Genomic DNA, 23,221 nt, shown 5'->3' on the forward strand with positions numbered 1-23,221 from the left:
GCAGTTATTCAAACAGTCAACAATCCCTTCTTCTCGATGAACGCGACGACTTCCGCGACGCCGTCGAGCGCCTTCAGGTTCGTCATCACGTAAGGCCGCTCGCCGCGCATCTTCCTCGTATCGGACGCCATCACGTCGAGGTTCGCGCCGACCAGCGGTGCAAGATCGGTCTTGTTGATCACCAGCAGGTCGGACTTCGTGATGCCGGGGCCGCCCTTGCGCGGAATCTTCTCACCGCCCGCGACGTCGATCACGTAGATCGTCAGGTCCGACAGTTCGGGGCTGAACGTCGCCGCGAGATTGTCGCCGCCCGATTCGATGAACACGATGTCGGCATCGGGAAAGCGCGACAGCATCCGGTCGACCGCTTCGAGGTTGATCGACGCATCCTCGCGGATCGCCGTGTGCGGGCAGCCGCCCGTCTCGACGCCCATGATGCGTTCCTCGGGCAGCGCGCCGGCGACCGTCAGCAGGCGCTGGTCTTCCTTCGTATAGATGTCGTTGGTGATTGCGACGAGGTCGTACTGGTCGCGCATCGCCTTGCACAGCATTTCGAGCAGCGTGGTCTTGCCGGAGCCGACGGGGCCGCCGATGCCGACGCGCAGCGGCGGCAGTTTCTTGGTGCGGCGGATGGACGAGGGAACAGGTGCGTTCATGGTCTGGCGTCGTGGTTCAGGAGCGGAACAACCGCGAATACTGGGTTTCGTGCCGCGCGGACAGGATGCCGAGCTGCGGTGCGAATGTGTTGAGTGCATCGGCCGACGTCGCGAGCGCGCGGCGCACGGCCGCGTCGATCGCGCCGCGCAGCGCGACGATGATGCGCTGGCCGGCGAGCTGGCCGAGCGGCACGGCTTTCAGCGCGGCGGCCGTCTGGTTCTCGACCCAGCCGAATGCATAGGCGGCGAGCACCGCATCGGCACCGGCGTCGTGCGCGGCGGCTGCATAGGCGAACGCGGTCGGCAGCGCGATCGGCGACAGCGACGCGAGCGTCGCGCGGCGCGCGGCGTCGCCCCATTCGAGCGACGCGCAGAGCTGCGCGAGCGACCAGCCCATCTGCTCGGTCTCGCGACGCAGTTCCGACGATTCGCGGCTCGCGACGAACCATGCGTTTTCCGCGGCGAGCGCAGGTGCGTCGTGCGCATGCCAGCGCGCGAGCTGGTGCGCGAGGAATGGCAGTTCCCCGTGCGCGAGCACGTCGGTCAGGCCGCTGGCGATCCAGTCGCGCGCGCTGTCCGCGTCGTGGATCAGGTTCGCGTCGAGCGCCGCTTCGAGACCCTGCGAATAGCTGAACGCGCCGATCGGCAGCGCCGGCGACGCGAGATGCAGCAGCGCGACGAGTTCAGTGGTGGTCATGGCCGTGGCCGTGCGTGCAACCCGGACCATGTTGATGATCGTGATCGTGATCGTGATCGTGATCGTGATCGTGCGAGTGCCCGTGGTGTTCGCCGAACACCTGCTGCGCGAGCGCGTAGTCCTCCGCGAACGTCGCGTCGTGCCCGTGTTTGTGACCGCCGCCGTACGCGCCGGCTTCCGGCTGGAACGGTGCGCTCGCTTCCTCGACCTGCGTGCCGAGCCGGCGCAGCATGTCGGCGAGCACGGGGTCGGCCTCGAGCTTCAGGTATCCGTCGCCGATCTCGACCGGCGTGTGGCGGTTGCCGAGGTGATATGCGGCGCGCATCAGCGTCAGCGGATTGGCCGCGCGCACCAGTAGCACGGTCTCGGGCGCCGCGGCGACGCGCACGAGCGCGCCGTCGTCGGCGACCAGCACGTCGCCGTCGCGCAGCGCGGTGCCGCGCGGCAGCAGCACCGCGACGTCTTCGCCGGTGTCGAGCGTCGCCGCGAGGCGGCTCTTGCAGCGGGCGTCGTAGGCGAGCGTGAGCGTCGGTGCGCGCGCGACCAGCGACGCGGCGAGTTTCACGTTCGGGGCGATGCGTTTGTCGAGGGTGCGCATGGAACAGGGAACAAAGAAATCAGAACAGGAAATAGCGCTGCGCCATCGGCAGCACCGACGCGGGTTCGCAGGTGAGCAACTGGCCGTCGGCGATCACGTCGTAGGTTTCGGGATCGACGCTGATCGCGGGGCGCCACGCGTTGTGGATCATGTCGGCCTTCGTCACGCGGCGGCAGTTGCGCACCGGCACGATTCGCTTCGCGAGGCCGTAGCGTTCCGCAATGCCCGCGTCGGCCGCCATCTGCGACACGAAGGTCAGCGACGTGCGCGCGAGCGCGCCGCCGCGCGTCGCGAACATCTCGCGGTAGTGAACCGGCTGCGGCGTCGGGATCGACCCGTTCGGGTCGCCCATCTGCGCGACCGCAATCATCCCGCCCTTCAGGATCATCGACGGCTTGATGCCGAAGAACGCCGGTTCCCACAGCACGAGGTCGGCCCACTTGCCGGGCTCGATCGAGCCGACTTCGTGCGCGATGCCGTGCGTGATCGCCGGGTTGATCGTGTATTTCGCGACGTAGCGCTTCGCGCGGAAGTTGTCGTTGCGCGCCGTGTCCTCCGGCAGCGCGCCGCGCTGCACCTTCATCTTGTGCGCGGTCTGCCAGGTGCGGATGATCACTTCGCCGACGCGGCCCATCGCCTGCGAATCGGACGACAGCATCGACAGCGCGCCGAGATCGTGCAGGATGTCCTCGGCCGCGATCGTCTCGCGGCGGATCCGCGATTCGGCGAACGCGAGATCCTCGGCGATCGACGGATCGAGGTGATGGCACACCATCAACATGTCGAGGTGTTCCTCGAGCGTATTGATCGTGTACGGACGCGTCGGATTGGTCGACGACGGCAGCACGTTCGCCTCGCCGCACACTTTCAGGATGTCGGGCGCATGGCCGCCGCCCGCGCCTTCGGTGTGGTACGTGTGGATCGTGCGGCCCTTGAACGCGGCGACCGTCGATTCGACGAAGCCGGCTTCGTTCAGCGTGTCGGTGTGGATCGCGACCTGCGTGTCGGTATCGTCCGCGACCGACAGGCAGTTGTCGATCGCGGCGGGCGTCGTGCCCCAGTCCTCGTGCAGCTTCAGCCCGATCGCGCCGGCCGCGATCTGCTCGACGAGCGGCTGCGGCAGGCTCGCGTTGCCCTTGCCGAGAAAGCCGAGATTGATCGGCCAGCCGTCGGCGGCCTGCAGCATGCGCTCCATGTGCCACGGGCCCGGCGTGCAGGTCGTCGCGTTGGTGCCGGTGGCCGGCCCGGTGCCGCCGCCGAGCATCGTCGTGACGCCCGACGCGAGCGCCTCGTCGATCTGCTGCGGGCTGATGAAGTGGATGTGCGTATCGATGCCGCCCGCGGTCACGATCAGCCCTTCGCCCGCGATCACCTCGGTCGCCGCGCCGATCGCGATCGTCACGCCGGGCTGGATGTCGGGATTGCCGGCCTTGCCGATCGCCGCGATGCGGCCGTTCTTGATCGCGATGTCGGCCTTCACGATGCCCCAGTGATCGAGGATCACCGCGTTCGTGACGATCGTGTCGGGCACGTCGGCGGCGACGCGCTGCGACTGGCCCATGCCGTCGCGGATCACCTTGCCGCCGCCGAATTTCACTTCCTCGCCGTAGGTCGTGTAGTCGCGTTCGATCTCGATCAGCAGTTCGGTATCGGCGAGGCGGACGCGGTCGCCCGTCGTCGGCCCGAACATCTCCGCGTACGCGCGGCGGCTCAAGCGTAGTGTCATGTCGTGCTGTTCCTGAAGAGAAGGGCCGGGCGCGCTCAGAGCGGCCCCATCACCTTGCCCTGAAAACCGTAGACGGCGCGTTCGCCCGCCAGTGCGACGAGCTCGACGGTGCGCGTCTGGCCCGGCTCGAAGCGCACGGCCGTGCCGGCCGCGATGTTGAGCCGGAAGCCGCGCGCGGCCGCGCGATCGAACGACAGCGCGTCGTTGACCTCGAAGAAGTGATAGTGCGAGCCGACCTGCACGGGCCGGTCGCCGGTGTTCGCGACGACGAGCGCGAGCGTCGCGCGGCCCGCGTTCAGTTCGTGCTCGCCGTCGTCGGTGAGGATTTCGCCGGGGATCATGCGCGGTGCCTTACGGAATCGGGTGATGGACGGTGACGAGCTTCGTGCCGTCGGGGAAGGTTGCTTCGACCTGGATGTCGGGAATCATCTCCGGCACGCCGTCCATCACGTCGTCGCGCGTGAGCAGCGTCGTGCCGTAGTGCATCACTTCGGCGACGGTCTTGCCGTCGCGTGCGGCTTCCATCAGCGCGGCGGTGATGAAGGCGACCGTTTCCGGGTAATTGAGCTTCAGCCCGCGTGCGCGGCGGCGCTCGGCCAGCAGTGCCGCCGTGAAGATCAGCAGCTTGTCTTTTTCTCGGGGAGTCAGTTTCATGAAGGCGAACGTTCAGGAAAACGTAATGCTCGGACGGTGCACGGCAGTGTCGTGCGAAAACGCGGCTCATCGTAGCACTGCGTCGTTTTGCGTGCGTCGTGTATCGAAGATGTAAGGAGCAAGGCCCGTGCCATGCGGGCGCAACGCGGCGCGATGCGCGGTCGTGGTGCGGGCTGCGGGCGGCCGGTGCGGTGTCGGGGCGCGCGCTGCGCCAAACTGGTGCGCTCAGGTCTGCCAGAGTCGCAGCGGTCGCGCGTCGACGTCGTGCACGATCGGGCGCAGATGGAGCCAGCAGTCGGTGAAGTGGCGTTGCAGCGCTTCCATCGACGCGGCGAGCGCGCGCACAACCAGCACGCCGGGCGTCACGCAGGTCGCGCCCGCGCGCAGCGTGTCGTCGAACGGCATCCGTTCGGCGAGCGCTTCGGCGAGCGCGGCGTCGCATGCGGCTCCGGCCGCCCACAGCGTGCCGTACACCGGGAAGCCGGCGAGGCCTTGCGGCGACGTGCGCAGCGGATCGTGCGCGTCGAGCCGCGCGCGCTCGGTCCACAGCGGCCGGCCGTCGGCATCGACGAAGGCCGACGTCGATGCGATGCGGCCTGCCGACCATGTTTCGCCGGCCGCCTGCCGGCCGAGCTGTGTCGCGTCCCAGCCGATCGCGCTCGCGCCCGCGCCGAGCGTCAGCGTGAAGTCGAGCGAAGCATGCGCAGCGTCGAAGAACAGGTTGTTCTGCGGCAGCCAGTCGAGCTTCGCGCCCGCACCGACCGCGATCGCGATGCGCTGCGTCGCGTCCAGGCCGTTCGACTTGTACCACTTGGTCGCGCCGGGCGTCGTCAGCACTGCGTGCGTGGCGTCGCCGAGCGCGATGTCGATGTCGAGCCGGTCGCCGCCCGCGACGCCGCCCGGCGGGTGGACGATCACCGCGTGGCAGATCGCGTCGCCTTCCGGGTACAGCGGGCGCTGCACGCGCAGCGGGCCGTCGTGCAGCCGGTGGACGAGCGCGGTGCGTGCGCCGTGCCGTGCGAAGCCGAGTTCGAGGCGGCCGTGCCAGGACTTGGCGACGGCGGGGCGGGACAGCGTGGTGTGCGGGTCGGAGGCGGACATCGGTCGGAATCGGAAAGCACGAAGCGTGGATGCTACAAGAACATCGACCGATGTGTGTGCGGCGTGCACGGCGGCACCGCTACACCGCGATCAATTCCCGCACGCCGCTGGCTTCCATGTCGCGCGCATCGCCGCCCGCGACGATCTCGCCGCGGCTCATCACCCAGTAGCGATCGGCGATCGACTGCGCGAATTCGTAATACTGCTCGACGAGCAGCACGGTCATCTTCGATTCGTCGACGAGCTGGCGCAGCGTGCGGCCGATGTCCTGGATGATCGACGGCTGGATGCCCTCGGTCGGTTCGTCGAGGATCAGCAGCTGCGGCTCGCTCATCAGCGCGCGGCCGATCGCGAGCTGCTGCTGCTGGCCGCCGGACAGGTCGCCGCCGCGCCGGGCGCGCATGTCCTTGAGCACCGGGAACAGATCGTAGATGCGGTCGGGCACTTTCGACGGCGCTTTGCGGCTCGCCGCGCCGACCAGCAGGTTTTCCTCGACGGTCAGCCGCGGAAAGATGTCGCGGCCCTGCGGCACGTACGCGAGCCCGGCCGCGACGCGCGCGTACGGCGGCAGCGTGCCGAGCGGCGTGCCACGCCACGACATCGTGCCGCTCTTCGCGGCGACCACGCCCATCAGGCAGCGCAGCAGCGTCGTCTTGCCGACGCCGTTGCGGCCGAGCAGCACGGTCAGCCTGCCGTCGTCGGCGGCGAGCGTCACGTCGCGCAGGATATGGCTGCCGCCGTAGTACTGGTTCAGCGCTTCGATCTTCAGCATCGCATCATCTTCCGAGGTAGGACTCGATCACCGCGTCGTCGCGCTTGACCTGCTCGAGCGTGCCTTGCGCGAGTACCGCGCCTTCGGCCATCACCGTCACGCGGCCGGTGTCGCCCGCCAGCGCCGCGACGAATTCCATGTCGTGCTCGACGACCATCATCGAGCAGGTGCCGCGCAACGTGTTCAGCAGTTCCGCGAGTTCCATCGTCTCGTGGTCGGTCATGCCGGCCGCCGGTTCGTCGAGCAGCAGCAGCGCGGGGCGCTGCATCAGCAGCATGCCGATCTCGAGCCGCTGCTTCTGGCCGTGCGACAGCTCGCCGGCCAGCCGGAACGCATGCGCTTCGAGACCGATCAGCGCGAGCGTTTCCTCGATCTTCGCCTGCGCGGTGCGGTCGAGCCGCGCGCGCAGCGACGCGAGCCAGCCCTTGTCGGCCTGCATCGCCAGCTCGAGGTTCTCCCATACAGGGTGCTGCTCGAACACGGTGGGCTTCTGGAACTTGCGGCCGACGCCCGCGCGCGCGATCTCGGGCTCGTTCATCCGCGCGAGGTCGAGCGTCTGGCCGAGAAACACCTTGCCCGTGTCGGGGCGCGTCTTGCCGGTGATCACGTCCATCATCGTCGTCTTGCCGGCGCCGTTCGGGCCGATCACGCAGCGCAGCTCGCCCGCGTCGATCGCGAGCGACAGCTTGTTCAGCGCGCGAAAGCCGTCGAAGCTGACCTCGATGTCCTCGAGATAGAGGATCGTGCCGTGCGACGTGTCGATGCCGGGCGGCACGACGCGGCCCATCGACGCGGTGCCGCTGACGGCGAGCAGCTCGTCTTCGGGCGGCGGCGTGAATTGATAGAGCGCGGTGCCGTTCATGCGCGTTTCCCCTTCGCGAGTGAGGTTTCGACGAGGCCGACGATGCCGCGCGGCAGCAGCAGCGGCACGAGCACGAAGATCAGGCCGAGGAAGAACAGCCAGTATTCGGCGAAGTACGCGGTAAAGAAGCTTTTCGCGCCGTTGACCGCGAACGCGCCGACGATCGGGCCGATCAGCGTGCCGCGCCCGCCGACCGCGACCCAGATCGCCATCTCGATCGAGTTGCCGGGCGACATCTCGCCGGGATTGATGATGCCGACCTGCGGCACGTACAGCGCACCCGCGATCCCGCACAGCACGGCCGACGCGGTCCACACGAACAGCTTGTAGGCGAGCGGGCTGTAGCCGAGGAACATCAATCGGGTCTCGCCGTCGCGCACCGCGGTCACGACGCGCCCGAGCTTGCTCGCGACGATCGCGCGCGCGGCGACGAACGCGAGCACGAGCGTCGCGAACGTCAGCAGGAACAGCACGGTGCGCGTGCCGGGCGACGTGATCGGGAAGCCCGCGATCCGCTTGAAGTCGGTGAAGCCGTTGTTGCCGCCGAAGCCCGTCTCGTTGCGATAGAACAGCAGCATCGCGGCGAACGTCATCGCCTGCGTGATGATCGACAGGTACACGCCCTTCACGCGCGAGCGGAACGTGAAGAAGCCGAACACCCACGCGAGCACGGCCGGCACGACCACGACCAGCAGCAGCGCGACCGCCAGATGCTGCGTGCCGCTCCAGTACCACGGCAGCCGGTGCCAGTCGAGGAACACCATGAAGTCGGGCAGGTCGCTGCCGTATTTGCCGTCGCGGCCGATCTCGCGCATCAGGTACATGCCGATCGCGTAGCCGCCGAGCGCGAAGAACAGGCCGTGGCCGAGGCTCAGGATGCCGCAGTAGCCCCATACGAGATCGAGCGCGAGCGCGGCAATCGCGTAGCACATCAGCTTGCCGACGAGCGTCATCGTGTAGGCGGACAGATGAAACGCGCTCGACTCGGGCGCGACGAGTGCCGCCAGCGGCACGCCGATGCCGATCGCGACGCACAGCGCGACGAGCGCGAGCCACGCGCGGCGCGACAGCAGCGCGGGGCGCGGCGGCAGGCCGAGCGCGAATTCGGTCGTATTGCGCGCCGCCGACGGGGCGGGCGTCGAGGCCGCGCGATTCGACAGCGTGTTTGTGAAGGAAGTCATGCCGGCGCTCCGTGACAGGCTGTTGCGGCGCCGCGCCCCGGGGCGCGACGCATGCGTGCGGGTTGGGTCATGTCAGGCCTCCGCGCTGCGTCCCTTCAGCGCGAACATGCCCTGCGGACGTTTCTGGATGAACAGCACGATCATCACGAGCACCGCGATCTTCGCGAGCACCGCGCCCCAGAACGGTTCGATCGCCTTGCTGACGAGGCCGAGCCCGAAGCCGCCGAGCACGGTGCCCGCGATCTGCCCGACGCCGCCGAGCACGACCGCCATGAACGAATCGATGATGTAGTTCTGGCCGAGGTCGGGGCCGACGTTGCCGATCTGCGACAGCGCGCAGCCGCCGAGGCCCGCGATGCCCGCGCCGAACGCGAATGCGTACGCGTCGACACGCGCGGTCTTTACGCCGACGCACGCGGCCATCCGGCGGTTCTGCGTGACCGCGCGCACGAACAGGCCGAGCCGCGTCTTCGTCAGCACGGCCCACGCGACGAACACGACCGCGAGCGCGAACGCGAGGATCGCGAGGCGGTTGTACGGCAGAATCAGGTTCTGCATCACGGCGACGCCGCCGCTCATCCATGACGGGTTCGCGACCTGCACGTTCTGCGCGCCGAACAGCATGCGCGTCGCCTGGATCAGGATCAGGCTCACGCCGAAGGTCGCGAGCAGCGTCTCGAGCGGGCGGCCGTACAGGTGCCGCAGCACGAGCCGTTCGAGCACGATGCCGACCAGCGCGGCCGCCGCGAACGACACTGGCACCGCGACGAGCGGATACCAGTCGAACGCGGCCGGCGCGTAGCGCTGGATCAGCGTCTGCACGACGTAGGTCGCGTACGCGCCGATCATCAGGAATTCGCCGTGCGCCATGTTGATCACGCCGATCAGCCCGTAGGTGATCGCCAGACCGAGCGCCGCGAGCAGCAGCACGCTGCCGAGCGACAGGCCCGCGAACAGCGTACCGGCGATCTCGCCGCGCCGTTGCAGCGCGTGCAGCGCATCGAGTCCCTGCTGCGCGGCATCGCGCACGCGCGCGTCGGGCTCGGCGAAGCTGCCGTCCGCGTTCTTCGCGACGAGCGGGCGCAACGGCTCGATCATGTCGAGGTCGCGCCGCGCGGCGACGATCTGCACGGCTTCGAGGCGCTTCGCGGGATCGGCGTCGTGCAGCGCGGCGATCGCCCACAGCGCGTCGAGCCGGCGCTTCAACGCGGGATCGGTTTCCTTCGCGCGGGCGCGATCGATCATCGGCTTCAGTGCGGGATCGGGCGATTTCAGCAGCGCGTCGATCGCGTCGCGCCGCGTCGCGACGTCGGGCGACGCGAGCGCGAGGCCTGACAGCGCGCCGGCGATCTTCGTGCGCAGCAGGTTGTTCAGCATCACCGGCTGCGCGTCGCCCGCCGGCGTCGCGGCCTGCGTGAGCGCGTCGTGCGCGGTGTCGCCGGTCTGGATCAGCAGGCGGCCGTCGCCGGTCGCGAGCGCGTCGCCGTTCGACAGCGCATTGAGCAGCGCGACGGCGCGCGGATCGGGATCGGCGGCGAGCCGTTCGATCGCGGCCGTCTTTGCGTCGAAGTCGTCGCCGGCGAGCGCGGCGGTGTCGGCGGCCGTCAGTGCAAACGCGGCACGCGGCAGGCTGCCCGCAAGGGCGGCACACGCGACGATCGCGACGGCAACTCGGCGTAGGCGTGTAGGCATGAAGGGCATCCGGTCAGGCGTGGGGGAGCGAACTCGTGCGACGGTGGGGTGGTGTCGGCGATGCATTGCGCGATTCCCGGCGCGTCGCGCACTCGCGCAACGCGCCGCGTCGCATCAGGCCAGCGCCGCGCGCTGCCGCCGCAGGAACGCCGGAATCGACGTGACGATGTCGGGCTTGCCCTGGTTGCCGGCGATGAACGGGCTCCACGGTTGCGCACGGATCGCGGTCTTCGTCTTCCACACGACGTTGAACTGCCCGTCGCCGCGGATCTCGCCGATCATCACCGGCTTGTGCAGGTGATGGTTGCCGTCCATCGACAGCGTGAAACCGGACGGCGCGGCGACGCTCTGGCCGATCATCGCGACGCGCACCTTGTCGACGTCGGTGCTCTTCGCCTTCTCGACGGCCTGCTTCCACATATGGATGCCCACGTAGGTCGCCTCCATCGGGTCGTTGGTCACGCGCTTTGCGCCGCCCGGCAGGTTGTTCGCCTTCACCCATGCGGCGAACTGATCCTTGAACTTCGTGTTGGTCGGGTTCTTCACCGACATGAAGTAGTTCCATGCGGCGAGATGGCCGACCAGCGGTTTGGTGTCGATCCCGCGCAGCTCTTCCTCGCCGACCGAGAACGCGACGACGGGCACGTCGGTCGCCTTGATCCCCTGGTTGCCGAGTTCCTTGTAGAACGGCACGTTCGAATCGCCGTTGATCGTCGACACCACGGTCGTCTTGCCGCCCTGCGAGAAGTTCTTGATGTTCGCGACGATGGTCTGGTAGTCGCTGTGGCCGAACGGTGTGTAGACCTCCTGAATGTCGGCATCCTTCACGCCCTTCGATTTCAGGAACGCACGCAGGATCTTGTTGGTCGTGCGCGGATACACGTAGTCGGTGCCGAGCAGGAAGAAGCGCTTCGCGCCGCCGCCTTCCGCGCTCATCAGGTACTCGACGGCAGGGATCGCCTGCTGGTTCGGCGCGGCGCCCGTGTAGAACACGTTGCGCGACATTTCCTCGCCTTCGTACTGCACCGGGTAGTAGAGCAGTCCGTTGAGTTCCTCGAACACGGGCAGCACGGACTTGCGCGATACCGACGTCCAGCAGCCGAACACGCAGGCGACCTTGTCCTGCGTGAGCAGCTGGCGCGCCTTCTCGGCGAACAGCGGCCAGTTCGATGCAGGATCGACGACGACCGGCTCGATCTTGCGGCCCATCACGCCGCCGCTCTTGTTGATGTCGGCGATCGTCATCAGCGCGGTGTCCTTCAGCGACGTTTCGGAGATCGCCATCGTGCCCGACAGCGAGTGCAGGATGCCGACCTTGATCGGGCCGGTGCCCGCATCGGCCGCGTGCGCGAACGGGCTCTTGCCCGCCAGCGCGAGCGCGCCGGCCATCGAACCGAACTTCAACAGACTGCGTCGTTTCATCGGATGCCCCTTGACGTGTTGGTTGTGCGTGCGCCGTTGCGGCGCCTACCGTCGGGGTTACGCAAGGCACGTGCCAGTCGCGTACATGCACGCCCGGCGTGCGTGCGGGCGCACCGGCGATGGCGTGGATGACGCATCGTGCGGCATGGATGGTCCGTCGCGGTGCAGTCGCGCGGCGTAATTGGTGCACGGGCGGCATTGCCGGTCAGCGGCGCACGCGCGGGGTTCGATTGTCGCGCGCATCGTTAGCGCGACACGCACGAATGACCGGCCGCTGCGCGGTCGTTGTCGACGCGACGAAGGAGGCGGAAGGGTGGAGAAGGGCGGGAGCCCGACAGAGGGCGGGTACGGGCGGCCGACGCAGACGCCGGCCGGTCAAGCACGGCGGCGCGCGATGCGCCGCCTGCCGGAGGATACGATCAGTAGCGCGGCACGGCAGGATCGACGTCGCGCGACCACGCGTCGATTCCGCCCTGCAGGTTGAAGAGCTTCGTGAAGCCGCGCGATTCGAGGAACATCGCGACTTGTGCGCTGCGCATCCCGTGATGGCACACGCAGACGATTTCCGCTTCGTCGTCGAGCTCCTCGCTGCGCGCGGGGATCTGCTGCATCGGGATCGATACGCTGCCCGCGATCTGCGCGGTCGCGACTTCCCACGGTTCGCGCACGTCGAGGACGACCGGCGCGGGTCGCGCCGGGTCGCGAAGCCATTCCGCGAGCATCGCGGGCGTCAGGATCTGCATGGAGGCTCCGCCGCTCAGAACTTGAAGCGCGACGGCTCGATCGCGTTGACGAGGTGATCGACGTAGGTTTCGAACACGTCGGCGACGCGATACTGCTTGTCGTCGATGCGCGTGATGATCTGCGCCTTCATCACCGGACGGCCGCCGACGAACGCCGACAGGCGGCCGCCGATCTTCAGCTGTTCGAGCATCTGCTGCGGCACGACGGGCAGGCCGCCCGCGACGCAGATCACGTCGTACGGCGCCTTGTCCGGCCAGCCGAGCGAACCGTCGCCGAGCACCACTTCCGCATTCGTCACGCCGTTGTCGCGCAGATTGTCCGCCGCGAACTTCACGATCGCCGGGTCGATGTCGACGGCCGTCACGTGCTGCGCGCGGTGCGCGATCAGCGCGGCCAGATAGCCCGAACCCGCGCCGATCACGAGCACGTTCTCGTGCTTCTTGACCGCCAGTTCCTGCAGCACGCGCGCCTCGACGCGCGGGAACAGCATCTTGTGGCCGCCGGGCAGCGGCAGTTCGAGATCGGCGAACGCGAGATCGCGGTACTCGGCCGGAACGAAGTTCTCACGCTTGACGATCGACAGCAGGCCCAGGACGTCCAGATCCAGCACGTCCCACGGCCGGATCTGCTGTTCGATCATGTTGAAACGCGCTTTTTCGATATTCATGGTGTGGTCATGCAGCCGGGTCGGCTATCAGCGGGGGATAGAAAAACTTCGTGATTGTACCAAACAGGGCGGCCGCCTAGCCTTCAGGCGGCCTGCAACGGACCTTATCCCTTGCTCTTGTTGATCTGCGCCTCGAATGCGAGATCGAGCTTGCTGGCCTTGCGCGGTTTTTTGGGGCCAAATTCGTCGACGAACTTGACGAATGCGTCGAGCGGCAGCGGCTCGCAGCGCTTCTCGGCGGTGCTGCCCGAGCGGTCGACCAGATAGAACAGGCCGCCCGGCATCGCGACCGCCGCGAACTGCGGGTTGCCGGAGCGGGTTTTCAGGCGTTCGACCGCGTGGGTCGCTTTGGTGGTGCGCATCGTGCGGATTCTTGACGGACGGGAACCTCACACTCTATCAAACCGGCGGCCGGCTCACACCGTGCGCGAATAGCGCTGCTGCGGCGTGCGGCCGAGGTACGCGTCGAACGCCATCGCGATGTTGCGCACGATCATCCGGCCGGCCGGATGGATCGTCAGGCGATCGCCGGCGATCGTCAGCAGCCCGTCGCGCTCGAACGGGCGCAGCGCGTCGAGTTCGCGCGCGAAATGCTCGGCGAAGCGGATGCCGTGCGCGGCTTCGATATGCGAGAACGGCAGTTCGAGGTTGCACATCAGCTGCGTGATCACGTCGCGGCGCAGCCGGTCGTCGGGCGTGAGGCGCACGCCGCGCGCGATCGGCAGCCGGCCCGCATCGAGCGCGGCGCCGTAGGCGGGCAGGTCCTTCGCGTTCTGCGCGTAGACGTCGCCGACCTTGCCGATCGACGACGCGCCGATGCCGACCAGGTCGGTATCCGCGCGCGTGCTGTAGCCCTGGAAGTTGCGCTGCAGCGTGCCGTTGCGCTGCGCGCGCACCAGTTCGTCGGACGGCCGCGCGAAGTGGTCCATCCCGATGTACACGTAGCCGGCCGACGTCAGCATGTCGATCGCGAGGCCGAGCAGCGCGATGCGCGTCTCGGGCGGCGGCAGCGTCGCGTCGTCGATCTGCCGTTGCATCTTGAACAGCTGCGGCATGTGCGCGTAGCCGAACACCGACAGGCGGTCCGGCGCGAGTTCGATGATCGTTTCGAGCGTGCGCGCGAACACCGACACCGTCTGGTGCGGCAAGCCGTAGATCAGGTCGACGCTGACCGAATGGAAGCCCGTCGCGCGGGCGGCGGCCAGCAGGTCGGCCGTCATCGCGAGCGGCTGGATGCGGTTGATCGCCCGCTGCACGACCGGATCGAAATCCTGCACGCCGAGGCTCAGCCGGTTGAAGCCGATCGTGCGCAGGTGGACGAGCGTCGCGGGCGTGACCGTGCGCGGGTCGATCTCGATCGAGAACTCGGCGTCGGCATCGGGCGCGAGCAGGAAGTGTTCGCGCGTGGCCGCCATCAGCTCGGCGGTCTCGTCGTCGGACAGGAAGGTCGGCGTGCCGCCGCCCCAGTGCAGCTGCGTGACCGGGCGCGCGGGATCGAACAGCGCGGCCTGCAGCGCCATCTCGTGCTTGAGCTGGTCGAGGTACGGACGCGCGCGGCGGCGGTTGTTGGTCGCGATCTTGTTGCAGCCGCAGTAGAAGCACGCCGTGTTGCAGAACGGGATGTGAAAGTACAGCGAAAGGTCGCTCGACGAAGCACCCGGGTCGCTCGCCGCCCGTACGTAGTCGGCCGGCGAGAAATCGTCGCGAAACTGCAGCGCGGTCGGGTAGGACGTATAGCGCGGCCCGTTCGCGCCGTACTTCGCGAGCAGATCGGGACGGAACAGCGTATCGGCAGAACCAGAACTCATGGCGGTCTCGCGCTTTTCTTCAGATGCTTTCGAGTATATGAACGCGCGATTCGGCTGGATTGTGTAATAACGTCGCAGCGGGCGATGGCACAATGCGGGGTGGGCCGCCGGACGCCGCGTCCGGTTGTCGCACCGTTTTTTTGTTGTTTGTCCGGGAGTACCGCGTGTCCGTCGAAATGCCTGTCCGCCAGGCGCCTGCCGAGGTTCCACCGCCGCATGCGTGCCGCGAGGGATGCGGCGCGTGCTGCATCGCGCCGTCGATTTCCAGCCCGATTCCGGGGATGCCCGACGGCAAGCCGGCCGGCGTGCGCTGCGTGCAGCTCGACGACGACCTGCGCTGCCGGATCTTCGGCCGGCCCGAGCGGCCGGCGTGCTGTTCGGGCTTGCAGCCGGCGGCCGACATGTGCGGTGCGTCGCGCGACGACGCGCTCGCGTGGCTCACGCGTCTCGAGGTCGCGACGCGGCCGGCGGCGCCGTTGCGCGCCGACGCCGTCCGATAGCCGCGGCCCGCATGCGACGGACGGAACCCGGGCCGGCTGTCGCCGCACTAACGCTGGTCGATCGCGACGCATCGGCCGGGCCGCCGGCCCGGCGTCGATCCGACCGCCACAGGAGAGTTTCAGCATGACCGCATCTTGCGCGCCGCGCCGGCGCCGCTTCCTCGCCGCCTGCGCCGCCGCCGTCGGCGTGTCGATCTCGCTCGCCGCGTGCGCGTCGACGTTCCCGTTCATCCCCGATCACTACACGTTCTCGCGCGGCGACGTGCAGAAGGCTGTCGCGCGCAAGTTCCCGTACCAGAAGACGGTGGCGCAGGTGATCGACGTGTCGCTCGCGAATCCGGCCGTCAACCTGCTGCCCGACCAGAACCGCGTGGCCGTGCAGCTCGACGCGCATTTCACGAGTCCGTTCCTGCGCGAGCCCGTGAGCGGCAAGTTCACCGTATCGGGCCAGCTCGCGTACGACGCGCCGAGCCGCTCGGTCGTGCTGAAGGCGCCGGCCGTCGACAGTCTCGCGCTCGACGGCGACGCGCAGATGTACGCGCAGCAGGTCGGCGCGGCCGCCGGGCTGCTCGCGACGCAGCTGCTGACCAACTATCCGATCTACACGTTCAAGCCCGAACAACTGCAATTTGCCGGAGTGAACTACGAACCCGGTACAATTACGATTCTTACAAACGGCATACGCGTGGCGATCGTCGAAAAGTGACGTCGCACCGCGCGCGGCCGGGCGGGCCGCGGCGGCAAGGTGGCCCTTTCTTTCGATCACTTCGGAGTTGGGCCACGGATGGACTGGATCCTGATCTGCAAGGCATTGATCCTCGGCGTCGTCGAGGGGCTGACGGAATTCCTGCCGGTGTCGAGCACCGGGCACCTGATCGTCGCGGGCAGCTTCCTGAACTTCAACGATGCGCACGCGAAGACCTTCGACGTCGTGATCCAGTTCGGCGCGATTCTCGCCGTGTGCTGGGAATACCGGCAGCGGATCGCGTCGATCGTGACGGGGCTGCCGAGCCGGCCCGACGCGCGGCGCTTCACGCTGAACGTCGTGATCGCGACGATTCCCGCGATCGTGCTCGGGCTGCTGCTCGAAAAGAAGATCAAGGCCGTGCTGTTTTCGCCGGTGCCTGTTGCGTTCGCGCTGGTCGTCGGCGGGGCGATCATCCTGTGGGCCGAGGCGCGGCAGCGCGAGCGGCGCGAGCCGCCGCGCGTGCAGTCGGTCGACGCGCTGACGCCGCTCGACGCGCTGAAGGTCGGCATCGCGCAGTGCTTCGCGCTGATCCCGGGCATGTCGCGCTCCGGTTCGACGATCATCGGCGGGATGCTGTTCGGCCTCGACCGGCGCGTCGCGACCGAATTCTCGTTCTTCCTCGCGATTCCGATCATCTTCGGCGCGACGCTCTACGAAACCGTGAAGGATTGGCACGCGTTCACCGTCGATGCGCTCGGCCTGTTCGTGCTGGGGCTGGTCGCCGCGTTCGTCAGCGCGTTCGCGTGCGTGCGCTGGCTGCTGCGCTACGTCGCGACGCACGATTTCACGGTGTTCGCGTGGTACCGGATCGCGTTCGGCCTGTTCGTGCTGCTGGTCGGCTACAGCGGGTGGCTGAACTGGGCGTGACGCCCGGCACGCGTATCGGACGCATCATGTAAAAACGGCCAGACGGGCGTTGCCTGTCTGGCCGTTTTGTTTCGCACGCTGCCGGCGCGAGTTCCGTGCCGGCGCGCATCGGGCGAGCGGTCAGCCCGCGCGCTTGCGGAACACGAGGTCCCACACGCCGTGGCCGAGCCGCAGCCCGCGCCGTTCGAACTTCGTCACCGGGCGATAGTCGGGGCGCGGCGCGTAGTCGGCGGCCGTGTTCTCCAGCGACGGATCGGCGCCGAGCACTTCCAGCATCTGTTCCGCGTAGTTCTGCCAGTCGGTCGCGCAGTGCAGGTACGCGCCGGGCTTCAGGCGCGACGCGAGCAGCGCGACGAGCGGCGGCTGGATCAGCCGGCGCTTGTGGTGACGCGCCTTGTGCCACGGGTCGGGGAAGAAGATGTGCACGCCGTCGAGGCTGTCCGGCGCGAGCATGTGCTCGATCACTTCGACCGCGTCGTGCTGGATGATGCGGATGTTCTGCAGGTCCTGTTCGCCGATCAGCTTCAGCAGCGCGCCGACGCCGGGTTCGTGCACCTCGACGCCGAGGAAGTCGTCGCCGGGGCGGTGCGCGGCGATTTCGGCGGTCGATGCGCCCATCCCGAAACCGATTTCGAGGATGCGCGGCGCCTGGCGGCCGAATACGGCATCCCAGTCGGGAATGGCGGCGGCGTACGGGACGACGAAGCGCGGGCCGAACTCGTCGAGCGCGCGACGCTGGCCGGTCGACACGCGGCCGGCGCGCGTGACGAAGCTGCGGATGCGGCGGCGGTGCAGCGGGTTGACTTCGTCGGCGCCGTCGGCGGTTTCGTCGGGCAGGGCTTCGTCATGCGGCGGCAGGCCGGCTTCGTTCGGATCGTCGTGCATCATCGGTGACTGAGAATGGCTCGGTTGCGGGCGAGGGCATCGGGCGCGCGGGACGCGCCAGCGCGGTACAAAAAAGCCGCCTTCGACGAGGCGGCTGGCGCGCGGTTGCGGAACGCGGCGACGGGACGGCGTCAGGCCGTCGTCAAGCCGTTGATCCTTAAGGATTTCCCGTTCTGCAAACCGGAAAGTAGCGGATTATGGACTGGTTTGGCCGGACTGGCAAGGCGGCGAGGGCACTGCTGCTGGTTTGCTTCGTCGAGACCGATGCGAGCGAGGACTTCATCGCGAGGTGGCCGGCATCAAGAAACAGCGTCGCCGTGTGCCAGGTTTCGTCGAGGAGGGGATTGGTACGGAGACTGTGGGAGAACTTCGAAACCCTTATACGGAAAGGGCCGAGCCGTAGTGGAGCGGGCGATGGGAATCGAACCCACGTCATCAGCTTGGGAAGCTGAGGTAATGGCCATTATACGACGCCCGCAGAACGCGCAATTCTACAGGGGTTTCGGTGGGGATGGCAAGCGGGCGGCCTGGCTCCTGACGTGAAAATGACCATCCCGACGTGAAAATCGCCATCCCCGCCCGTGCTTTTAAAAAGTCTTGTAGACGATATCCGGCGCCGGCGAACTCGAAATCACCAGCGTCAGCACCGTGACGACGGCCATTGCGGTGCCCCACGCGGTACGCGTATAGCGCGACAGGAACCACGGACGTTCGGCCGAGCCCAGCATCAGCACTCCCGCCCGCGCCCATTGCAGCAGTGCGAGCACGATCGTCGCAGCGGCGAAGACGATCGGCCACACCAGCGCGACCGTGCCCCAGCCGAGCGCAGTGATAATCGAACCCATCTGCGTCCACGTGGACCAGAACCAGAACAAGCTGAACGCAAAAAACGTGAAGGTCAGGCCGCGCATGCACGCGGCATAGAGCGGATGGTTGCCCAGCGCGATGAAGCGTTTCTTGCCGAGCCGCTTCGTCATGACGATCTGATAAAGCTTGTTCACGCTGACGCCGCCGCCCTGCAGCAGGCCGAAGAAAAGAAACATCGACGTCTGCCCGTGCCACGCGCCGACCAGAAAGAAGGTGACGAAGAACGCGAACACGCCGAGATACGGCTCGATCCTGCGCGACGGAAAGCGTTTCATCAGCGCCATCAACAGCGGATTGTAGACATAGGTCTTCAGCCAGGTGGACAGCGTGATATGCCAGCGGCTCCAGAAATTGATGAAGTTGGTCGACGTGAACGGTCGGTCGAAATTTTCCGGCAGCGTAATGCCGAAAAAGCGCGCGACGCCGATTACCACATCGACATAGCCGGAGAAATTGAAGTACAGGTAAATCGGGTAGATCGCGGCGGCGACGATGCCATCCAGCAGGCGTCCGTGAGACGGCGATGCCAGTGCCAGCGCATCCAGTGCCTGTTGCTTGAAATGCGACAGGATCATCGACACGATCGCCACCTTGAAGAAGCCGGTCACGATACGCTCCAGCGCGATGCCGAAGTCGACGATGTCGGGCCGCAGCCGTTGTTCGGTTTGCGTCACGTAATAATCCTGGTAGCGCTGGATAGGACCGGATACCAGCGACGTAAAGTTCAGCACGTAGTTCAGGTAGACCAGTGGCGACAGGCGTGTCGGCAGGCCGGGGCTGCGCGCATCGATGATCAGGTGCAGCACGCGGAAGAACACGTAGGACACGCCGATCGTCACATACGGGTAATGCAGCAGCAGGGCCGACGGCACGAACGTGTAGCGCTTCAGCCAGAAGAACATCGCAATGACCAGCACGAGCAATGGCACGAACAGCGGCAGCCGCGGCTGCGACTGCATCACGCGTGCGCCGATATAGCCGACGAGCAGAAACGCGGCGAACGGAGCGAGCGCGGCGGGGTCGTGCGAAAACGTCAACAGGAATGCGATATTGACCACGGCCAGCACGACGTTTTGCCATACGAGCGCGCGAGACAGGTTGAAGATGACGGCCGCGACGGCAGCGAATGCGAAGAACGGGAAGGACGGCACGATCATCAAGCGTCTCCTTGCGACGACGCGCGAGCGCATCCGTCGAACGCGGCGAAGCCGCCGGCCGACAGGCTCGTGACGATGCTGCTGGCAACCGCCTGCGATCCGTCTTCGTTCAGGTGATTATCGACCGGGTAGTAGAGGTTCCCCGGGTGAGGATTCCGCGTGAACTCGGCAGACAGGTCGATAAAACCCACGCCGTGCTTCTCGGCGATCGCCTTCAACGCATGCTGAAGCGCCATCGGATCGACCCCGGGCGGAAGGGTTTTGCTGGCCATCAATTCGGCCTGCGTGCGTTGCGGAATCGCGAGCAGCAGCAGCGGAACGCCGGCAGCATGGAAGCGCGCAGCCGCGTTGCCGATCAGCGTGTCCGCGGCGGCAAGCCGTTGCATCCATGCGGGCGAGAAAGGCGGGCGCAGGAAGTTTGCCTTGTCTCCGTACTGCAGATACATCGGCACCTGAATATCGGGGTTCTGGAACATGAAGTGTTCGGCCACCGTGACCGCGCGACTGTTCTTGACCACGTCCTTGATGCGCGTCAGCATGTCGGCCCGCGGAGCGGGGCCGTTGGCCGCCGTCGCGACCCGCTTGATCCCCGCGCTGTCGTCAGCGTCGTCAGGCCGATTCAGTTTTTCCAGGTCGAACGGCGCGATCGCGAGAATGGCCGCGTCCGGTTGCAGCCGCAACGCCGGTCCGATGCGCGCCATGACCTTGCGCAACGGCAGTTCGTAGACCCCCAGGTTCTGGAATTCGACCGGTCGACGACACAAGCGGGTGAGGCGAGCCGCACTCAGTGCGCTGAAGGACTTGTCGTACGGCACGCTCGTGCCTTCGGCAAACGAGGTTCCCAGGATCGCCACGCGGCGGGTGCCGGCCGGCTTCGGGCCGCACGCGTCAGGGCTGCGGAAACCGCACTCGTTGTAGTGGTAAGTAATCCACGGTGTTTCCGGGCTTTTCACGCGCATCGTGCAGTTCGGCACGTTGACGATGCCGAGCCTCGGGTCCGGCGCATGGCACTCCTGGCCGGTATGCCCGGCGGACCATGCGAGCCGCGTGCCCGCTTCGGACACGACGAACATCGCCAGCACGGTCAGCAGGCAAACGGCCGGCAGCAGCAGATAGTCGCGCCGCGCCAGCTTGCGCGTTTGCCGATCGGTCGATTGAGTCATGGCGGTTCTCAGGCGGGCAGAACCGCATCGAAACCGATCCGGTGCACGGTGAAATGCGCAACCGGACGATGGACGTCGGTTGTCATTGCCCAGACCGTGACGCCGTCAGCCTGCGCGTCGATCTGCGTGAAGCCGAGCTTCGCGTAATGATCCTTGACGAGCGCATTGCGATCGGTCGGTATGTAGCGGCCGATCACACGCGTCACGCCGCGCCGGGCGGCCTGCGTGAGCACCTCGCTCAACACCATTTCCTCGACTTTGCGACCCAGCACGCGGCAACTCATCAACCAGGTGTCGATCGTCCAGACGTCGTCGCCCGTTGGTTCGTTGTCGCCGGACACGTCGCGATGGGGGCGGCAGATCACCACGGAGATCATCCCGTTGTCGCCGAACGTGTCGGTCAGGCGCACCTGTAGCGTGAAATTCTCGCTGTCCAGTTCGAGTTGCGCGACGTCGGCCTCGGTATAGCGGCGCGTGGTCAGGTTGAATTGATTCGACTTGTTGATCAGCTGCACGATCCGGCTGCGACCCACGTCGTCGAATGGCGCGAACGTGATCTGCATGTCGAGCGATTTCAGGTACGCGTCGAGATCGCCGGCCTGACTCTGCAGCGCGACGCGGCGTGCATTGTCCTGATAGAAAGCGGCACGCTGCCGGTCTTCGGCAAGGAAGGCGAGCGACTCGAAATAGCCGGCCGCGTTCAGCGTGCGTGCGTACAGCGCGGGGTCGTCCGGAAGCTCGGGGACGGCGACTTCGGGCAGCATCTCGCGCACCAGATTGCGCTCGACCGGATTGTCGTCGAGGAATACCAGCGACTCGAGGCCGAGCGACAGTTCCTTTGCGATTGCCTGGATGTTCGTCGCCTTGTCGTTCCAGTTCGCCTGAAAGACGGCGAAGTGGTTTTCTCGCAGCAGCATTTCAGGATGCTTCTGGAACGGCAGCCGCGCGGTACTGTCGTCGTTCTTCGACGACACGGCGAGCACCACGCCGCGTTCGCGCAATTCCAGTGCCTGTTTCTGCACGCACAGGTGCGCTTCGCCGACCGCGTCGCCTTGCGCTATCCGGATGCCGTCGAGCAAATCGTCGCCGATGACGCCGCCCCACAGCGTGTTGTCGAGATCGAGTACCAGCGCGCGGCGGCTCTTGCCGCGCGCCGCGCCGAGCAGCCGGCCCAGGTGTTCGGCGTACAGCGGCAGGAAGTCGTCCGCGAACGGATACTTTGCAAGATTCCACTGCGACGGGGAGTGCCAGTTCGCGAGGCCGACGGTCTGCGCGAGCGCATTGACGTCGAACAGCAAATCTTCGTTCGACGCGGCGCGCCGCACGAGTTCGTGGTTGATCCGCTCGACGAGGTTGCGCAGCGTACCGGGAATCGCCGCATCCCTGCTGCCGAACAGCGTCTCGGGCGGTGGCGCCAGCGTTTGCACGATGGGCAGCGCGCCGCCGTACTGGCAGATGCTGCGCGCGATAGTGTCCAGATACTGCAACGCCGCGTCGACGCTCGCCTGAGCCTTGGCATCGTCGCCCGGCGTCGCGGCCAGCGGCAGCCCGCGGTAGTCGACCGCGATCAGCACGGCATCGAGCTTTGCCGCGTTGATTGCGGAGTCCGGTGTGAGCGCTTCCTGCAGCACCTGGTCGTAGTGTCCCAGCACGCAGTCGAGTGCGACGCCGTGGCGCGCGGCCGACGCGATCAGCGGAAGCGCGAGGTGATCGAGCGTGCCATTGCCGATCACGCCGAGCCGCAATGGCGTCAGCGGTGCGAGCGAGCGTCCGCTGTGTCGTGCAGCGGCAATCGACCTGCCGAGCCGGGTCAGCTGGTTTTCATCGAGCGCATGCGTGGCGAGCCGGCGTATCTGCATGCCTGCACCGACGGCAGCGGTGTCCGGCCCGGCATTTGCAATCGAGCGGCATTGTGCGGAGAAATCGGCGGGAGGCGCAGGCAGCCAGCCCAGGCCGGCATACAGATCGGTAGCCATATGATTCAGTTCTCGTGCGAAAGGAAGGAGCGCACCCGGACCGGCAAGCGGGCGGGCGCGCCGCTGTCGTTCTAGCCGTGCGCTTCGATCAAATGCACCAGATCTCCGACGTTCTTCATGCCGGCGATATCCGACGCAGAGAACTTGATGCCGAATGCCTTCTGCACCGTCAGTATCAGGCGGACATGCGCGAGACTGTCCCAGCCGTCGACGTCGGCCGCGGTTGTTTCGGCGGTCGGAACGAGGTCGTCGTCCTCGAAGACGTCCTGGAATACTGTCGTCAATTTTGCGTAGATCTCGGAATGGATCATTTCTGTAATGGTCTCCGGATGAGTGCTCGACAGAACAGATCATTCGATCAGAAACCCGAACGATCCTGTTGACGGCTGATCCTCACGGCGCGGCGTCATGGCAGTTGACACCGTCGTCCGTATTTCATTTTGTGTCGCGCCCCGCAGTGCGATGCGATCGTGCCGGT

General features: G+C 66.9%; 24 protein-coding genes and 1 tRNA gene. 3 read left to right on the forward strand and 22 right to left on the reverse strand.

The window, feature by feature from the left end:
* Positions 1–8: 8 nt before the first annotated feature.
* From ureG to hemN, 16 genes are all read right to left on the reverse strand, one after another.
* On the reverse strand, positions 9–656 hold the full coding sequence (ureG, locus tag BST28156_RS12240; protein WP_174902292.1) for an urease accessory protein UreG: 648 nt from the start codon (positions 654–656) through the stop codon (positions 9–11).
* Between the two features lie 16 nt (positions 657–672).
* Positions 673–1,353, reverse strand: a complete 681-nt coding sequence (locus tag BST28156_RS12245; protein ID WP_174902293.1) for an urease accessory protein UreF — start codon at positions 1,351–1,353, stop codon at positions 673–675.
* Complete coding sequence (gene ureE / locus BST28156_RS12250) at positions 1,340–1,951, reverse strand: urease accessory protein UreE (protein WP_174902294.1); 612 nt, start codon at positions 1,949–1,951, stop codon at positions 1,340–1,342. The genes BST28156_RS12245 and ureE overlap by 14 nt, the downstream gene beginning before the upstream one ends.
* 19 nt (positions 1,952–1,970) lie before the next feature.
* A complete protein-coding gene (ureC, locus tag BST28156_RS12255) occupies positions 1,971–3,677 on the reverse strand; it encodes an urease subunit alpha (RefSeq protein WP_009689815.1) in 1,707 nt (568 codons plus the stop codon).
* A gap of 35 nt (positions 3,678–3,712) precedes the next feature.
* Positions 3,713–4,018 carry an urease subunit beta gene (locus BST28156_RS12260; protein ID WP_009689814.1) on the reverse strand — a complete coding sequence of 102 codons (306 nt, stop codon included), beginning with the start codon at positions 4,016–4,018 and terminating at the stop codon, positions 3,713–3,715.
* Positions 4,019–4,028: 10 nt separating this feature from the next.
* On the reverse strand, positions 4,029–4,331 hold the full coding sequence (gene ureA, locus BST28156_RS12265; protein WP_009689813.1) for an urease subunit gamma: 303 nt from the start codon (positions 4,329–4,331) through the stop codon (positions 4,029–4,031).
* Positions 4,332–4,556: 225 nt separating this feature from the next.
* Positions 4,557–5,432, reverse strand: a complete 876-nt coding sequence (locus BST28156_RS12270; protein WP_060242405.1) for an urease accessory protein UreD — start codon at positions 5,430–5,432, stop codon at positions 4,557–4,559.
* A 79-nt stretch (positions 5,433–5,511) separates the two neighbouring features.
* Positions 5,512–6,204 (reverse strand): urea ABC transporter ATP-binding subunit UrtE, encoded by a 693-nt coding sequence (gene urtE / locus BST28156_RS12275; RefSeq protein ID WP_174902295.1) that lies wholly within the window; start codon positions 6,202–6,204, stop codon positions 5,512–5,514.
* Between the two features lie 4 nt (positions 6,205–6,208).
* The gene (gene urtD / locus BST28156_RS12280; protein WP_060242409.1) at positions 6,209–7,066 is read right to left on the reverse strand and encodes an urea ABC transporter ATP-binding protein UrtD; all 858 of its coding nucleotides are present in this window, start codon (positions 7,064–7,066) and stop codon (positions 6,209–6,211) included.
* Positions 7,063–8,247: an urea ABC transporter permease subunit UrtC gene (urtC, locus tag BST28156_RS12285; RefSeq protein ID WP_174902296.1), complete on the reverse strand. Its 1,185-nt coding sequence runs from the start codon at positions 8,245–8,247 to the stop codon at positions 7,063–7,065. Before urtC ends, urtD begins: the two co-directional genes overlap by 4 nt.
* Positions 8,248–8,319: 72 nt before the next feature.
* Positions 8,320–9,939 carry an urea ABC transporter permease subunit UrtB gene (gene urtB / locus BST28156_RS12290; RefSeq protein WP_174902297.1) on the reverse strand — a complete coding sequence of 540 codons (1,620 nt, stop codon included), beginning with the start codon at positions 9,937–9,939 and terminating at the stop codon, positions 8,320–8,322.
* Between the two features lie 114 nt (positions 9,940–10,053).
* The gene (gene urtA, locus BST28156_RS12295) at positions 10,054–11,361 is read right to left on the reverse strand and encodes an urea ABC transporter substrate-binding protein (protein ID WP_040126802.1); all 1,308 of its coding nucleotides are present in this window, start codon (positions 11,359–11,361) and stop codon (positions 10,054–10,056) included.
* Positions 11,362–11,780: 419 nt separating this feature from the next.
* On the reverse strand, positions 11,781–12,104 hold the full coding sequence (locus BST28156_RS12300; protein ID WP_009689803.1) for a rhodanese-like domain-containing protein: 324 nt from the start codon (positions 12,102–12,104) through the stop codon (positions 11,781–11,783).
* Positions 12,105–12,118: 14 nt separating this feature from the next.
* A complete protein-coding gene (locus tag BST28156_RS12305; RefSeq protein ID WP_040126804.1) occupies positions 12,119–12,772 on the reverse strand; it encodes a protein-L-isoaspartate O-methyltransferase family protein in 654 nt (217 codons plus the stop codon).
* 104 nt (positions 12,773–12,876) lie between these two features.
* Positions 12,877–13,134 (reverse strand): hypothetical protein, encoded by a 258-nt coding sequence (locus BST28156_RS12310; RefSeq protein ID WP_174902298.1) that lies wholly within the window; start codon positions 13,132–13,134, stop codon positions 12,877–12,879.
* Positions 13,135–13,188: 54 nt separating this feature from the next.
* Positions 13,189–14,580 (reverse strand): oxygen-independent coproporphyrinogen III oxidase, encoded by a 1,392-nt coding sequence (gene hemN / locus BST28156_RS12315; protein ID WP_174902299.1) that lies wholly within the window; start codon positions 14,578–14,580, stop codon positions 13,189–13,191.
* Positions 14,581–14,756: 176 nt separating this feature from the next.
* On the opposite strand from hemN, the gene BST28156_RS12320 reads away from it, so the two are divergent.
* The 3 genes from BST28156_RS12320 to BST28156_RS12330 all read left to right on the forward strand — a co-directional run bounded on the left by BST28156_RS12320 (position 14,757) and on the right by BST28156_RS12330 (position 16,695).
* Positions 14,757–15,080 carry a YkgJ family cysteine cluster protein gene (locus BST28156_RS12320; RefSeq protein ID WP_059517050.1) on the forward strand — a complete coding sequence of 108 codons (324 nt, stop codon included), beginning with the start codon at positions 14,757–14,759 and terminating at the stop codon, positions 15,078–15,080.
* 124 nt (positions 15,081–15,204) lie between these two features.
* Positions 15,205–15,786: a DUF1439 domain-containing protein gene (locus BST28156_RS12325; protein WP_009689798.1), complete on the forward strand. Its 582-nt coding sequence runs from the start codon at positions 15,205–15,207 to the stop codon at positions 15,784–15,786.
* Positions 15,787–15,864: 78 nt separating this feature from the next.
* Positions 15,865–16,695 (forward strand): undecaprenyl-diphosphate phosphatase, encoded by an 831-nt coding sequence (locus BST28156_RS12330; protein ID WP_009689797.1) that lies wholly within the window; start codon positions 15,865–15,867, stop codon positions 16,693–16,695.
* Positions 16,696–16,815: 120 nt separating this feature from the next.
* Here the strand turns inward: BST28156_RS12330 and trmB are convergent, their stop codons facing one another.
* The 6 genes from trmB to BST28156_RS12360 all read right to left on the reverse strand — a co-directional run bounded on the left by trmB (position 16,816) and on the right by BST28156_RS12360 (position 23,054).
* Positions 16,816–17,583 carry a tRNA (guanosine(46)-N7)-methyltransferase TrmB gene (gene trmB, locus BST28156_RS12335; RefSeq protein WP_009689796.1) on the reverse strand — a complete coding sequence of 256 codons (768 nt, stop codon included), beginning with the start codon at positions 17,581–17,583 and terminating at the stop codon, positions 16,816–16,818.
* A 400-nt stretch (positions 17,584–17,983) separates the two neighbouring features.
* Positions 17,984–18,058, reverse strand: a tRNA-Gly gene (locus BST28156_RS12340).
* A gap of 109 nt (positions 18,059–18,167) precedes the next feature.
* Complete coding sequence (locus tag BST28156_RS12345) at positions 18,168–19,604, reverse strand: MBOAT family O-acyltransferase (protein WP_174902300.1); 1,437 nt, start codon at positions 19,602–19,604, stop codon at positions 18,168–18,170.
* The gene (locus tag BST28156_RS12350; RefSeq protein ID WP_174902301.1) at positions 19,604–20,767 is read right to left on the reverse strand and encodes an SGNH/GDSL hydrolase family protein; all 1,164 of its coding nucleotides are present in this window, start codon (positions 20,765–20,767) and stop codon (positions 19,604–19,606) included. The genes BST28156_RS12345 and BST28156_RS12350 overlap by 1 nt, the downstream gene beginning before the upstream one ends.
* An 8-nt stretch (positions 20,768–20,775) precedes the next feature.
* On the reverse strand, positions 20,776–22,743 hold the full coding sequence (locus BST28156_RS12355) for an HAD-IIIC family phosphatase (protein WP_174902302.1): 1,968 nt from the start codon (positions 22,741–22,743) through the stop codon (positions 20,776–20,778).
* A 71-nt stretch (positions 22,744–22,814) separates the two neighbouring features.
* Positions 22,815–23,054, reverse strand: a complete 240-nt coding sequence (locus tag BST28156_RS12360; RefSeq protein WP_174902303.1) for an acyl carrier protein — start codon at positions 23,052–23,054, stop codon at positions 22,815–22,817.
* Between the last annotated feature and the right edge of the window lie 167 nt (positions 23,055–23,221).

Source organism: Burkholderia pseudomultivorans, from assembly GCF_902499075.1.
Classification (GTDB): Bacteria; Pseudomonadota; Gammaproteobacteria; order Burkholderiales; family Burkholderiaceae; genus Burkholderia; species Burkholderia pseudomultivorans.

Bases quoted from the DNA above. Each gene is read 5' to 3' on its own strand.
- ureG (WP_174902292.1), bottom strand. From the start codon at position 656: ATGAACGCACCTGTTCCCTCGTCCATCCGCCGCACCAAGAAACTGCCG.
- BST28156_RS12245 (WP_174902293.1), bottom strand. From the start codon at position 1,353: ATGACCACCACTGAACTCGTCGCGCTGCTGCATCTCGCGTCGCCGGCG.
- ureE (WP_174902294.1), bottom strand. From the start codon at position 1,951: ATGCGCACCCTCGACAAACGCATCGCCCCGAACGTGAAACTCGCCGCG.
- ureC (WP_009689815.1), bottom strand. From the start codon at position 3,677: ATGACACTACGCTTGAGCCGCCGCGCGTACGCGGAGATGTTCGGGCCG.
- BST28156_RS12260 (WP_009689814.1), bottom strand. From the start codon at position 4,018: ATGATCCCCGGCGAAATCCTCACCGACGACGGCGAGCACGAACTGAAC.
- ureA (WP_009689813.1), bottom strand. From the start codon at position 4,331: ATGAAACTGACTCCCCGAGAAAAAGACAAGCTGCTGATCTTCACGGCG.
- BST28156_RS12270 (WP_060242405.1), bottom strand. From the start codon at position 5,432: ATGTCCGCCTCCGACCCGCACACCACGCTGTCCCGCCCCGCCGTCGCC.
- urtE (WP_174902295.1), bottom strand. From the start codon at position 6,204: ATGCTGAAGATCGAAGCGCTGAACCAGTACTACGGCGGCAGCCATATC.
- urtD (WP_060242409.1), bottom strand. From the start codon at position 7,066: ATGAACGGCACCGCGCTCTATCAATTCACGCCGCCGCCCGAAGACGAG.
- urtC (WP_174902296.1), bottom strand. From the start codon at position 8,247: ATGACTTCCTTCACAAACACGCTGTCGAATCGCGCGGCCTCGACGCCC.
- urtB (WP_174902297.1), bottom strand. From the start codon at position 9,939: ATGCCTACACGCCTACGCCGAGTTGCCGTCGCGATCGTCGCGTGTGCC.
- urtA (WP_040126802.1), bottom strand. From the start codon at position 11,361: ATGAAACGACGCAGTCTGTTGAAGTTCGGTTCGATGGCCGGCGCGCTC.
- BST28156_RS12300 (WP_009689803.1), bottom strand. From the start codon at position 12,104: ATGCAGATCCTGACGCCCGCGATGCTCGCGGAATGGCTTCGCGACCCG.
- BST28156_RS12305 (WP_040126804.1), bottom strand. From the start codon at position 12,772: ATGAATATCGAAAAAGCGCGTTTCAACATGATCGAACAGCAGATCCGG.
- BST28156_RS12310 (WP_174902298.1), bottom strand. From the start codon at position 13,134: ATGCGCACCACCAAAGCGACCCACGCGGTCGAACGCCTGAAAACCCGC.
- hemN (WP_174902299.1), bottom strand. From the start codon at position 14,580: ATGAGTTCTGGTTCTGCCGATACGCTGTTCCGTCCCGATCTGCTCGCG.
- BST28156_RS12320 (WP_059517050.1), top strand. From the start codon at position 14,757: ATGCCTGTCCGCCAGGCGCCTGCCGAGGTTCCACCGCCGCATGCGTGC.
- BST28156_RS12325 (WP_009689798.1), top strand. From the start codon at position 15,205: ATGACCGCATCTTGCGCGCCGCGCCGGCGCCGCTTCCTCGCCGCCTGC.
- BST28156_RS12330 (WP_009689797.1), top strand. From the start codon at position 15,865: ATGGACTGGATCCTGATCTGCAAGGCATTGATCCTCGGCGTCGTCGAG.
- trmB (WP_009689796.1), bottom strand. From the start codon at position 17,583: ATGATGCACGACGATCCGAACGAAGCCGGCCTGCCGCCGCATGACGAA.
- BST28156_RS12345 (WP_174902300.1), bottom strand. From the start codon at position 19,604: ATGATCGTGCCGTCCTTCCCGTTCTTCGCATTCGCTGCCGTCGCGGCC.
- BST28156_RS12350 (WP_174902301.1), bottom strand. From the start codon at position 20,767: ATGACTCAATCGACCGATCGGCAAACGCGCAAGCTGGCGCGGCGCGAC.
- BST28156_RS12355 (WP_174902302.1), bottom strand. From the start codon at position 22,743: ATGGCTACCGATCTGTATGCCGGCCTGGGCTGGCTGCCTGCGCCTCCC.
- BST28156_RS12360 (WP_174902303.1), bottom strand. From the start codon at position 23,054: ATGATCCATTCCGAGATCTACGCAAAATTGACGACAGTATTCCAGGAC.